Below are 13,317 nucleotides of genomic sequence, written 5' to 3' on the forward strand. Positions count from 1 at the left end.
AATGTCAGCGTGTGGGGCTGGTATTTCATTGATATAGTTAAAAATAGTCATCGTCAAAATCACTTTTTTTATGAAAGATGATTATCAGATCATTTTAATAATGTGAAATCTCGCCCGGTATGGTTATCTATATGAAATATGCCAACAACCCCCAACAACTTTTAAAAAAAGTCATTTTCATGAAACATTTGAACAGGTATGAAATGCTATTCTGATAGTTCATTTATAAAGAAATGAATACGGATCCTGCACATGACATCAACCATATTATGAGGATAGTGCAAACGTCAAAAAGATTATGTCTGCAAGAGAAAGCAAACAGTAAAGTAATCATACCCGTCGCTTCCTACATGATTGTTATACTCTCCCCAAAAATCACCCAGACAGAGGGAGAAATTCACAAATTGCTGCTGATATAGCTATCACATTTCTGGAAAAGATAGGCTACCCCCAGAAATGCCTTTCAGACATTCATCATGCAATTGTAGCCCACAGTTTCAATGCAAATTAGTACCGACAACCTTAGAAGCGAGGATCGTCCAGGATGCAGACCGTCTAGACGCACTTGGCGCAATCGGTATCGACCGATGCATTCAGATTGGTATAACATTCAACAATCAGCTGTATTCTGAAATTGATCCATTTTGTGTTGATAGGGCACCAAATGACAAAATGTATACCGTGGATCATTTTTACACCAAATTTTTTCGGCCCCCTGAGACAATGCAAACTACAGCAGGCAAAAGGTAGATTGAAGTGCACTAGCAACAAAAACGGCCCCTGTAAAAAGGAGCCGTTTTATCATTCAAATATCAGTTAATTACTGCGCGTTGCTGTTGTTATAACGACGGCGTGGGGCAGATGAACCATTCTCATCGCTACGACCACGGAAATTGCTACGGTTTTGGCCTTCACCGCGACTTTCACCACCGCGATCTTCTCCACTACGGCGTTCACCGCTGAAACGACGGCCACCACCGTTGAAATTCTCACGATCACGGCGAGGAGCATTGCCATTACTATTACCGTTACGTGGGCCACCACGGCGTTCACGACGTTCAAATGGTTGCGCATCACCCATTAACTGCATATTCATTGGCTTATTCAGAATACGAGTACGGGTAAAATGAGACAATATTTCGCCTGGCATACCTTTTGGCAGCTCAATTGTTGAATGAGTTGCAAACAGTTTGATGTTACCAATATAACGGCTGCTAATATCGCCTTCGTTAGCAATCGCACCAACGATATGACGAACTTCAACACCATCGTCACGACCCACTTCAATACGGTACAGCTCCATGTCACCAACATCACGGCGCTCACGGCGAGGACGATCACCACGTTGTTCACCCCGCTCACCACGATCATCGGAACCATTGCGACGACGATCATCACGCTCGTTGAACTCACGACGAGGACGGCGAACCGGATCGGGTGGCAGAATCAACGGACGCTCACCTTGTGCCATTTTCAACAACGCCGCTGCCAGAGTTTCTATATCCAAATCTTCCGCAGGTTGCAATTTGGACAACAGAGCACGGTACTGCTCCAAATCGCTGCTTTCCAGTTGTTGTTGCACATTGGCTGCGAATTTTTCCAGACGGCGCTGACTCAGCAACTCGGCATTCGGCAGTTCAACTTCAGGGATAGTCAACTTCATTGTACGTTCAACGTTACGTAACAGGCGGCGTTCACGGTTTTCTACAAACAGTAATGCACGTCCCGCACGTCCCGCACGACCTGTACGACCAATACGGTGAACATAAGATTCCGCATCCATTGGAATATCATAGTTAACAACCAAACTGATACGTTCAACATCCAGACCACGCGCTGCAACATCCGTTGCGATCAGAATATCCAAACGACCATCTTTCAGACGTTCCAGTGTCTGCTCACGCAGTGCCTGGTTCATATCACCGTTCAGGGCCGCACTATTGTAACCACTACGCTCCAGTGCTTCTGCCACTTCCAGTGTTGCATTTTTGGTGCGCACGAAAATAATCGCAGCATCAAAATCTTCAGCTTCCAGGAAACGCACCAGCGCTTCATTTTTACGCATACCGTAAACAGACCAATAACTCTGGCTGATGTCAGGACGGGTAGTTACACTCGCCTGGATACGTACTTCCTGGGGATCATTCATGAAACGACGAGTGATGCGGCGGATAGCTTCCGGCATCGTTGCAGAGAACAGCGCAGTTTGGTGCTCTGCTGGGATCTGGCTCATAATGTTTTCAACATCTTCGATGAAGCCCATGCGCAGCATTTCGTCTGCTTCATCCAAAACCAAACCGCTCAGGTTAGAAAGATCCAAAGTACCACGCTTCAGGTGATCCAGAAGACGCCCAGGTGTACCTACAACAATTTGTGGACCTTGGCGCAAAGCACGTAACTGAACGTCATAACGTTGCCCACCGTACAGTGCAACAACATTCACGTTACGCATATGTTTAGAAAAATCCGCGCACGCTTCGGCTACCTGTACCGCCAGTTCACGGGTCGGTGCCAACACAAGGATCTGCGGAGCTTTCAGCTCAGCATTGATGTTATGCAATAAAGGCAGGCTGAATGCCGCCGTTTTACCACTGCCGGTCTGTGCCATACCCAGCACATCACGACCATTTAATAAATGGGGGATACATTGTTGCTGGATTGGAGATGGCTTTTCATAGCCAAGATCTTCCAGTGCAGAAAGAATAGGTGCTGATAAACCCAGATCAGCAAAGGAGATTTCAGTTTCAGTGGTCATGTAATGGTGCCTCATTAGTTATGGCGGCCAGTCTACATAACGCATTGAAAAAAATTTCGGTCATTTTCATTTAAAATGTGAACTGGCTCAAAGTATATAATTAAACGAACAAACAAGCCCTCATCGGTCAAGATGATGGACTTTGCAAATCGATCTCGAAATGTTCGTCAGCTATTGCTGGTCCGATTCTGATAGGTCGTCTTGTTCCTGGCCTAACAGCGCCAATTCCAACAATGCATAGCGGTGCTCAACAAAGTTATGTGCATTGTTAGCCACCGTCAGCTTGAATAACGCAGATGCGCTATCCTTGTCCCCCAGACTTAGGTAATGTTTACCTAAATAGAAGTCAGTTTCACTGAGATGCTCAGCGAGCGAAGTGTTATCCGTTGCATTCTCTTTCAGGCGATCCATCAATGTATATTCACTGATTTTGCCTAAATAGAATTCAACTATATTCCAGCCCCATTGCCCCCGGTTCGCTCTTTCGTAATGTTGCGACAAGTTTACCATCGCTCCTTTAGGATAAAATTCTTTTTCCACCAGGTATAACCACAACGAACGGAAGGGATCATTTGGATCGTCTTGATAAAACGCCTGCAGATCATCCTGCGCTAACTTATACCGGCCACCGTAATACAACGCGATGCCGCGGTTCAGACGCGCGTAATTGTAAGTTGGATCAAGCTCTAATACAGAATCAAACGCTTCATAGGCGGCATCAAAATTGCCAGCCTGCGTAAAGTAAATTCCCAGATAATTAAAAATCTCTGGAATATTAGGCCGAATAGACAAGGCAATAGAAAAATCATTCCGTGCCAAGGCTCTCAGCCCGAGACTATCATACAGCACACCCCTCTCATATAAAAGCTGTGCGTACTCATCTTCTGTCAATGATCGACTCGCAAGAATCTGTTCCATACGGGCCAGAATAACTTCCTGCTGCAATGAAGGTTGTAATGGAATAGCAAAAACTTCGTTTTTACGCCAATCCTTGCTGCTGCATCCTGCCAAGATAAGTATTGCTACAGCATAACACCAGCGCAGAAAAAAATTCATTTCCTACTCCCAAAGTCAGACATTGATTAAGAATGCCCTATCACCTATTGCATTTATTGGGCCTCCTGCCCTGAGTCTGTTAAACGGCGCTTTTTTACAAGACACCGTTTATGACATCAAATTTATTCTACTGATTGTGGTGCTGGTGGTGCTTCCTCAACAGCTGTGCCGGCTGTCGCTTCTTTGATGCTCAGGCGAACACGACCCTGGCGATCAATTTCTAGTACTTTAACTGGTACTTCCTGACCAACCTGCAAATAGTCAGCCACTTTCTCAACCCGCTTATCAGCAATCTGCGAAATATGTACCAGACCTTCTTTACCACCACCGATAGCAACAAATGCGCCGAAATCAACGATACGGGTTACCTTACCGGCGTAAATACGGCCAACTTCGATCTCGGCGGTAATTTCTTCAATACGCCTGATTGCATGTTTTGCTTTTTCGCCATCAGTTGCAGCAATTTTCACTGTGCCATCATCTTCGATCTCAATGGTAGTGCCGGTCTCTTCAGTCAGTGCACGGATAACCGAACCACCTTTACCGATAACATCTTTGATCTTGTCCGGGTTGATCTTGATAGTATGAATGCGTGGTGCAAATTGAGAAATATCATCACGTGGAGTGGTAATTGCCTGCTCCATCACGCTCAGAATATGCAAACGCGCACCTTTTGCCTGATTCAACGCAACTTGCATAATTTCACGGGTGATACCTTCAATTTTGATATCCATTTGCAGCGCACTGATACCTTCACAGCTACCCGCTACTTTAAAGTCCATGTCACCCAGATGATCTTCGTCACCCAGAATATCAGACAGAACAACAAAGTTATCACCTTCTTTCACCAGACCCATTGCAATACCAGCAACAGCGGCCTTAATTGGCACACCTGCATCCATCAACGCAAGAGATGCTCCACAGACAGATGCCATTGAAGATGAACCGTTAGATTCTGTAATTTCAGAAACTACACGAACTGTGTATGGGAACTCGTTAGCTTTTGGCATAACTGCCAATACACCACGTTTAGCCAAACGGCCATGACCAATTTCACGACGCTTTGGTGAACCCATCATACCTGTTTCGCCAACAGAATATGGAGGGAAATTATAGTGCAGCAAGAAGCGATCTGTACGCTCGCCCATCAGCTCATCAATGATCTGTGCATCACGTTCTGTACCCAGAGTCGCAGTAACCAGAGCCTGAGTTTCACCGCGGGTAAACAGTGCAGAACCGTGAGTACGGGGCAGAACACCAGTACGTACGTCCAACGCACGAACCATATCTTTTTCGCGGCCATCAATACGTGGTTCACCGCGCAGGACACGGCTACGAACAACATTTTTCTCTAAGCTACCCAGAATTTCATAGATTTCCGCTTCTTCCAAAGTTTCATCCTGTCCCAACAGCGCAGCTGTAACTTCATCTTTGATAGCATCAACCTGAGCATAACGCTCCTGTTTCTCAGTGATACGGTAAGCATCACCCAGACGGCTTTCTGCCAATTCAGCTACACGATCATGCAACGCCTGGTTAACAGGTTCTGGTACCCAATCCCATTTCTCTTTGCCTGCTTCCGCAGCCAACGCATTAATGTTATCAATAACCACTTGTTGTTGATCATGGCCGAACACTACCGCACCCAGCATTTGCTCTTCAGTCAGCAGATCTGCTTCAGATTCCACCATCAAAACAGCACCGGCAGTACCTGAAACCACCAGATCCAAACTGCTGTTTTTCAGTTCATCGCTGGTTGGGTTCAGCACGTATTGATCATTAATATAACCAACGCGGGCAGCGCCAATCGGGCCATTGAATGGAATACCAGACAATGCCAGCGCAGCAGAAGCGCCAATCATTGCAACGATATCCGGGTTAATTTGTGGATTGACAGAAACCACAGTCGCTACAATCTGAACTTCGTTCAGGAAACCTTCCGGAAACAGAGGACGCAGAGGGCGATCAATCAAACGTGCTACCAATGTTTCGCCTTCTCCTGGGCGACCTTCACGACGGAAGAAGCTGCCTGGGATACGGCCTGCGGCGTAAGTACGCTCCTGATAGTTAACAGTCAGCGGGAAGAAATCCTGACCAGCTTTTACTTTTTTCTGACCAACAACAGTTACGAATACAGCAGTGTCATCCATATTGACCATGACAGCAGCCGTGGCCTGACGAGCCATCATACCCGTTTCGATAGTAACGGTATGTTGACCATATTGAAATTTACGAACAATCGGATTCAGCAAAATAATATCCTTTCGTTAACGTTGTCTTTTATATTCAGCAGACAACAATGAATGATCTCTTCATGCCACATCCTCGCGACTAATGACAGCTCTCACTCCTTTAAGCACTCTCATTAGCCGCGCGAACCTCTGTAACCGAAGAGCCTTACCCAAAAATCATCATCAGCATTCTTATGCTGTTACGTATGATGACTTCTCAGAAGAAAAGGGGCCATATATGGCCCCTTTCCACTGAAACTTGCTTGATTAGCGACGTAAGCCAAGACGCCCAATCAGCCCAGTGTAACTTGTTACATTTTTACGCTTCAGATAGTCCAGCAATTTACGACGCTGAGAAACCATGCGCAGCAGACCACGACGGCTATGGTGATCTTTTTTGTGCTCTGAAAAATGGCCTTGCAGGTGGTTAATCTGTGCGGTCAGCAAAGCAATCTGCACTTCACTAGAACCACTGTCATTCGCATCACGACCAAATTCAGCAATAATTTGCGCTTTTGCTTCAGTACTTAGAGACATATTACAACTCCAAAAATACATAAATTAAAATTACGGGTGCCGATCTCTAATTCAGCCACCCAACATATAGCTGCGCCATTCTACGCTGCAAATAAGTTAAGCGCAAGATAGCCCCAAATACCCTAATCCCGGCTTTCAACAACTAAACGGCGAGGAGCAACAAGCCCATCGTCATTGATAACAGCAATGCCAATGAATTTTCGTTCATTACCTTCAGTTACGCGCACCATACTCTCAACCAGAGCCAGAGATTTGGCACTTCGTACCGCCTGACCTTGTTTAAAATAAGCCGCAACTACCGGAAGTAAATTAACCTCTGGGAAATGAGCAACTGCACTATCCATTGGTAATAACAACGGATCAATTAATTTGTCCACAGGTATTTCCCGATCTTCGGCCTGCTTTTGCAATTCATATAATTGCTCAAGCGTAACCATTCGATCATTTGGATAATTCGCTACCTGTAAACGACGTAAATAAATAACGTGAGCACCACAACCTAATAATTCGCCTAAATCATCAATAATAGTGCGAATATAAGTTCCTTTCGAACAGTGTATTTCCAATTCCAGTTCATCATCTTCCCAGCGGATAAACTGTAATTCATAGACTGTGATTAGCCGTGCTTCCCGTTCTACTTCAATACCTTGACGGGCATATTCATACAGTGGTTTCCCCTGATGTTTCAGTGCAGAATACATGGAAGGGATTTGCATAGTATTACCACGAAATTTAGCCAAAGCTTCATTAAGCTGAGCCTGATTTATCCGGATTGCTCTTTCACTGATGATCTGCCCGTGTGAATCAGATGTGTCAGTACGCTGACCAAGACGGGCTATCACCCGATAACGCTTATCAGAATCAAGTAAGAACTGGGAAAACTTCGTAGCTTCACCGAGACAAACCGGCAGCATACCCGTTGCCAGCGGATCCAACGCACCAGTGTGACCAGCTTTGTTGGCGTTGAAAATACGTTTTACTTTTTGCAACGCATCATTAGAAGAAATATCCTGCGGCTTATCCAGTAACAACACGCCATGTATATCACGACCGCGACGACGACGCCCCATTACTTCTCCTCTTTGTGATCCACAGAAGCCCGTCGCTGTTCATCATTCTTCACGACATTAGTGACCAGATTGGACATCCGCATCCCCTCGACCAGGGAATTATCATAGGAGAAAGTCAGTTCTGGTACGACACGCAAACGCATTGCTTTACCCAGCAGAGAACGAATAAAACCAGAAGCTTCATTCAATGCCTTAATACCTTTTTTCACCACATCGGAATCATGTTCTTCAGTCAACACATTCAGAAAGGTAACAAATACTTTGGCATAAGCCAAATCACGGGAAACTTCAACACCAGAAACAGTTGCCATACCAATCCGAGGATCTTTTACTTCTCTCTGTAAAATGATGGCAATCTCTTTTTGCATTTCCTGTGCAACGCGCTGAGTACGGCTGAATTCTCTTGCCATTGCTATATCTCCTGACATTTGGGGGGCATAAGCCCCCCAACAATGAAATTAACCAGCGGTAGGAATTAAGCGATAGAACGTTTAATTTCAATAATTTCAAATACTTCTATCATATCTCCGACGCGAACATCGTTGTAGTTCTTAACGCCGATACCACATTCCATACCATTACGGACTTCGTTAACGTCATCTTTAAAGCGGCGCAGGGATTCCAGCTCACCTTCGTAAATCACTACGTTATCACGCAGTACACGGATTGGGTTATTTCGCTTAATGGTCCCTTCAGTCACCATACAACCTGCAATCGCACCGAATTTCGGTGACTTAAACACATCACGAACTTCTGCAAGGCCCATGATCTGCTGTTTATATTCAGGTGCCAGCATACCACTCATTGCCTGTTTAACTTCATCAATCAGGCTATAGATAACGGAGTAATAACGCAGATCCAGGCTTTCATTTTCAACGACACGGCGTGCAGAAGCATCGGCACGAACGTTGAAACCCAGAATAATTGCATTAGAAGCAGCAGCCAATGTAGCGTCAGTTTCAGTAATACCACCTACACCAGAGCCAATGATTTTCACCTTCACTTCATTGGTAGACAGTTGTTCCAGTGCTTCACGGATTGCTTCACATGACCCTTGAACGTCAGATTTCAGAACGATATTCAGTTCAGAAACTTCACCTTCTTCCATATTAGCAAACATGTTTTCCAGTTTAGATTTCTGCTGACGAGCCAATTTGACTTCACGGAATTTACCCTGACGATACAGAGCCACTTCACGGGCTTTCTTCTCGTCACGTACAACCGTTGCTTCATCACCCGCTGCCGGCACGTTGGACAAGCCAAGAATTTCCACTGGAATAGATGGGCCTGCGGAAAACACTTCACGACCCAGTTCGTCACGCATCGCACGAACGCGCCCATATTCAAAGCCACAAAGTACGATATCGCCTTTGTTCAAAGTACCTTCCTGAACCAGTACTGTCGCAACCGGACCACGACCTTTATCTAGGAACGATTCGATAACAACGCCGCTTGCCATACCAGAATAGACAGCATTCAGTTCAAGGACTTCAGCCTGTAGCAAGATTGCGTCCAGTAGTTCATCAATTCCGATACCAGCTTTAGCAGACACATTGATAAACTGAGTTTCACCACCCCACTCTTCAGGCTGAACGCCGTGCTGCGAAAGCTCAGTTTTCACGCGATCCGGATCGGCTTCTGGTTTATCGATTTTGTTAACTGCAACAACCACAGGAACATTCGCTGCTTTTGCGTGCTGGATAGCTTCGATAGTCTGGGGCATTACGCCATCATCGGCAGCAACAACCAGAACCACGATGTCAGTAGCTTTCGCCCCACGCGCACGCATTGAAGTAAATGCAGCGTGTCCTGGAGTATCCAGGAAGGTAATCATGCCACTTTCAGTTTCAACATGGTAAGCACCGATATGCTGGGTAATACCACCCGCCTCACCAGAAGCCACCTTAGTAGAACGAATGTAATCCAACAGAGAAGTTTTACCGTGGTCAACGTGACCCATGATAGTAACAACCGGCGCACGAGATTCGGCTACAGCTTCACCGGTATCGCGGTCACTCATCAGCGCTTCTTCCAGTTCGTTCTCACGACGCAGGATGACTTTATGACCCATTTCTTCAGCAACCAGCTGTGCAGTTTCCTGATCAATCACCTGGTTGATGGTTGCCATTGCGCCCATTTTCATCATGGCCTTAATGACTTGGGAGCCTTTAACCGCCATCTTATTAGCCAGCTCAGCAACAGTAATAGTTTCACCAATTACAACATCACGGTTAACTGCGGCTACAGGCTTATTGAAGCTCTGTTGCAATGTACTGGTTTTACGTTGTTTACCTTTTGTACGGCCAACTGCACGGGCTTCTTCACGATCCGCTTTGGATTCAGAATGTTTATTATTTTTCTTCTGACGAGTAGTTTTACCACTGCGGCTACGAGCACGGCGATCACCTTCAACTTTAGCATCATTTTCGTCTTCCGCAGCACGGGCGTGGCGAGAGGTAGTGACATGATAATCTTCATTATTATCGCTGGAATCTGAATCATTTGACCATTTATCCTGATTCTCCTCAGCCATACGGCGAGCCTCTTCAGCAACGCGTTTAGCTTCCTCTTCTACCTTACGGCGCATTTCTTCTTCGGCTTTGCGCTTAAGATCAGCAGCTTCTGCTTCTCGACGCGCTTTCTCATTTTGAGCTGGTTTTTGTTTATGTTCGGTATGTTGATTGGTCACTTTTTCATTTTCCGCTGCCTGGCGCTTAGCTTTTTCAGCTGCCTCACGTTTGGCTATTTCTTCTGCCTCACGTTTAGCCTGCTCTTCAGCGAGTTTCTTCGCTGCTGCTTCGGCTTCGCGTTGCGTTTTTTCTTCTGCTTCGCGCCGTGCTTGCTCTTCCGCTTCACGCTTCGCCTGTTCTTCCGCTTTAACCTGTTCAACGGCATCGCGGTTTACATATGTGCGCTTTTTGCGGACCTCGACGGCTACCGGTTTGCTTTTTCCATCGGTGCCTGAAACACTCAATGTACTACGTGTTTTACGCTGTAATGTTAATTTATCTGGTTTACCAGCTGAACCGCCTTGTTCACGGTTCAAATGCGCCAGTAAAGCTTCTTTTTCTTTCTGGGAGACAAAATCAGCTTCGGTTTTTTTAATCCCTGCATCAGCAAATTGCTGTACCAGGCGATCAACCGAAGTCTGGATCTCTTCTGCCAGTGATTTTACGGTTACATCTGTCATGCTGTTCCTTCCTGCTACAGTTTATTACGCATCATCACCAAACCAACAGATATTGCGAGCCGCCATGATGAACTCTCCTGCTTGCTCATCACTCAAACCTTCAATATCCGATAGGTCGTCGATACCCTGCTCGGCAAGATCTTCCAGCGTACAGATGCCACGGGCAGCCAGGTCAAATGCCAGAGTGCGGTTCATACCAGTCAGATTTAACAACTCTTCAGTTGGTTGCTTATCACTGAGACTCTCTTTCTGAGCCAGTTCCAAAGTAGTTAAAGCAGCTTTTGCACGTTCACGCAGGACTTCGATAGTTTCCTCATCAAGGCCGTCAATTTCCAGCAGCTCCTTAATTGGCACATAAGCCAGTTCTTCCAGAGTTGAGAAACCTTCTTCGACCAGAACAGTAGCAAACCCTTCATCAATATCGAGATGCTTAGTGAATGTATCAATAGAAGCGTGAGCTTCCGCCTGATGTTTTGCTTGCAGCTCCTCAGCAGTCATGACATTTAATTCCCATTTGTCATCACCACGGTGTTTTTTCAGCAACTGCGCAGCCAGACGAACATTTTGACCATTACGGCCGATAGCCTGAGCCAAGTTGTTGCTTTCAACGGCAACATCCATCGTGCATTTGTCTTCGTCAACAACAATGGATGCAACATCAGCCGGAGCCATAGCATTAATTACGAATTGAGCTGGGTTATCATCCCACAATACGATATCAATTCGTTCACCGCCCAGTTCACTGGAAACGGCCTGTACTCGCGCGCCACGCATACCAACACAAGCACCAACCGGATCGATACGCTTATCATTAGTTTTTACTGCGATTTTAGCGCGGGACCCCGGATCACGGGCAGCAGCTTTAATCTCGATAAGCTCCTCACCAATTTCCGGAACCTCAATACGGAACAGTTCAACCAGCATTTCCGGACGGGAACGGCTGACAAACAGTTGCGCACCTCGTGCTTCAGGGCGAACATCATACAGTACACCACGCACGCGGTCACCTGGGCGGAAATTTTCCCTCGGTAACATGTCTTCGCGAAGGATAACTGCTTCAGCATTATTGCCCAGATCAAGAGTGATATTTTCACGATTTACTTTTTTAACAACACTGGTGATGATCTCACCTTGTTGTTCGCGAAACTGGTCAACAACCATGGCGCGTTCAGCTTCACGTACTTTCTGTACGATAACCTGTTTAGCAGTCTGCGTTGTAATCCGGTCAAATGTGACTGATTCAATTTGATCTTCGGTATAACCACCCAAATCAATTTCAGGCTCTTCGAATCTCGCCGCTTCCAACGTAATTTCACGAGTCGGCTGAGTCACTTCTTCAACAACTAACCAACGGCGAAAGGTGTCAAAATCGCCAGATTTACGATCTATACTGACACGAACATCAATATCTTGTTCATATTTTTTCTTGGTGGCTGTGGCCAGTGCTGTTTCCAGCGCCTCGAAGATCTTTTCGCGTGGAAGGGATTTTTCATTAGAAACCGCTTCCACAACAGCCAGAATTTCTTTATTCATCCTAGTTGCCTCATCCGAACTTTAAAAGTGGGGTACCAGGTTCGCTTTCTGGATGTTGCTCAGTGCGAACACTTCATCTTTTCCATCCACCGTAACCGTGATCATTTCGCCGTCGACAGTTTTGATAATACCCAGCCATTTCCGACGGTTTTGCATTGCTATACGTAAAACCAGACTGACTTCTTCACCAATAAAACGCTGGTAATGTTCAGCAGTGAACAATGGACGTTCTAGGCCAGGTGAAGAAATTTCCAGGTTATAAAGTACCGAGATAGGATCTTCGACATCCAATACCGCACTGACCTGGTGGCTAACATCAGCACAATCATCAACAGTGATACCATTCTCACTATCAATATAGATCCGCAGTGTAGAAACACGCGCACGAATAAACTCCAGGCCGACTAATTCAAAGCCTAAAGCTTCAACTGGTGCTGAAATCATCGCTGTTAATTTTTGTTCTAATGTGGACAAACCCACCCCCAAGACATAAAAAAAGGGCTCATTAGCCCAGTAGTTCTGTTGTCAAATAACAAAAAACCCCGAAATTCGGGGCTTTATGCAACTGGACCCTATTTGCTGCCAGTGACTTAAACCACTCACTTCGCGCACCTTTCAAATCAGGATCAATACGTTAAATATTGCTGAATTATTTCATTCGAAAAAGGTACATCTTATTAAGAAGTGGTTGCGGGAGCCGGATTTGAACCGACGACCTTCGGGTTATGAGCCCGACGAGCTACCATGCTGCTCCATCCCGCGTTCGAAAACGTGGCAAATATTACGCTGATAACTGCCAAAACGCAAGCTATCTAAATAATGGTACCGAGGACGGGACTTGAACCCGTAAGCCCTAGTGTGGGCACTACCACCTCAAGGTAGCGTGTCTACCAATTTCACCACCTCGGCACTGATATAAGGCTATCTACTTAACCAATAACCTTA

10 protein-coding genes and 2 tRNA genes are annotated in these 13,317 nt (G+C 45.8%); all 12 read right to left on the reverse strand.

Features of this window, described 5'->3' with window-relative positions; all coding sequences use genetic code 11:
- Nucleotides 1-820: 820 nt before the first annotated feature.
- The 12 genes from PTE_RS06115 to PTE_RS06165 all read right to left on the reverse strand — a co-directional run bounded on the left by PTE_RS06115 (nt 821) and on the right by PTE_RS06165 (nt 13,281).
- Nucleotides 821-2,755 (reverse strand): DEAD/DEAH family ATP-dependent RNA helicase, encoded by a 1,935-nt coding sequence (locus PTE_RS06115; protein ID WP_036844070.1) that lies wholly within the window; start codon nt 2,753-2,755, stop codon nt 821-823.
- On the reverse strand, nt 2,745-2,825 hold the full coding sequence (gene yrbN, locus PTE_RS27180) for a protein YrbN (RefSeq protein ID WP_110742800.1): 81 nt from the start codon (nt 2,823-2,825) through the stop codon (nt 2,745-2,747). The genes PTE_RS06115 and yrbN overlap by 11 nt, the downstream gene beginning before the upstream one ends.
- Nucleotides 2,826-2,926: 101 nt before the next feature.
- On the reverse strand, nt 2,927-3,811 hold the full coding sequence (gene nlpI, locus PTE_RS06120) for a lipoprotein NlpI (RefSeq protein ID WP_021323312.1): 885 nt from the start codon (nt 3,809-3,811) through the stop codon (nt 2,927-2,929).
- 122 nt (nt 3,812-3,933) lie between these two features.
- Nucleotides 3,934-6,063, reverse strand: coding sequence for a polyribonucleotide nucleotidyltransferase (pnp, locus tag PTE_RS06125; protein WP_036844071.1), 2,130 nt, complete (start codon nt 6,061-6,063; stop codon nt 3,934-3,936).
- 246 nt (nt 6,064-6,309) lie between these two features.
- The gene (gene rpsO, locus PTE_RS06130) at nt 6,310-6,579 is read right to left on the reverse strand and encodes a 30S ribosomal protein S15 (protein ID WP_036844072.1); all 270 of its coding nucleotides are present in this window, start codon (nt 6,577-6,579) and stop codon (nt 6,310-6,312) included.
- A gap of 122 nt (nt 6,580-6,701) precedes the next feature.
- Nucleotides 6,702-7,649, reverse strand: coding sequence for a tRNA pseudouridine(55) synthase TruB (gene truB / locus PTE_RS06135; RefSeq protein WP_036844073.1), 948 nt, complete (start codon nt 7,647-7,649; stop codon nt 6,702-6,704).
- A complete protein-coding gene (rbfA, locus tag PTE_RS06140; protein WP_036844074.1) occupies nt 7,649-8,059 on the reverse strand; it encodes a 30S ribosome-binding factor RbfA in 411 nt (136 codons plus the stop codon). Before rbfA ends, truB begins: the two co-directional genes overlap by 1 nt.
- A gap of 65 nt (nt 8,060-8,124) precedes the next feature.
- Nucleotides 8,125-10,839 carry a translation initiation factor IF-2 gene (infB, locus tag PTE_RS06145; protein ID WP_036844075.1) on the reverse strand — a complete coding sequence of 905 codons (2,715 nt, stop codon included), beginning with the start codon at nt 10,837-10,839 and terminating at the stop codon, nt 8,125-8,127.
- A 24-nt stretch (nt 10,840-10,863) separates the two neighbouring features.
- Entirely contained in the window at nt 10,864-12,372 is a 1,509-nt protein-coding gene (gene nusA, locus PTE_RS06150; protein WP_036844076.1) for a transcription termination factor NusA, read from the reverse strand.
- A gap of 21 nt (nt 12,373-12,393) precedes the next feature.
- Nucleotides 12,394-12,846, reverse strand: a complete 453-nt coding sequence (rimP, locus tag PTE_RS06155) for a ribosome maturation factor RimP (RefSeq protein WP_023043415.1) — start codon at nt 12,844-12,846, stop codon at nt 12,394-12,396.
- A 211-nt stretch (nt 12,847-13,057) separates the two neighbouring features.
- Nucleotides 13,058-13,134: transfer RNA gene (locus tag PTE_RS06160), tRNA-Met, on the reverse strand.
- Between the two features lie 58 nt (nt 13,135-13,192).
- Nucleotides 13,193-13,281: transfer RNA gene (locus PTE_RS06165), tRNA-Leu, on the reverse strand.
- Nucleotides 13,282-13,317: the final 36 nt, after the last annotated feature.

It is taken from the genome of Photorhabdus khanii NC19 (assembly GCF_000517265.1).
In the GTDB taxonomy this organism is placed as follows: domain Bacteria; phylum Pseudomonadota; class Gammaproteobacteria; order Enterobacterales; family Enterobacteriaceae; genus Photorhabdus; species Photorhabdus khanii.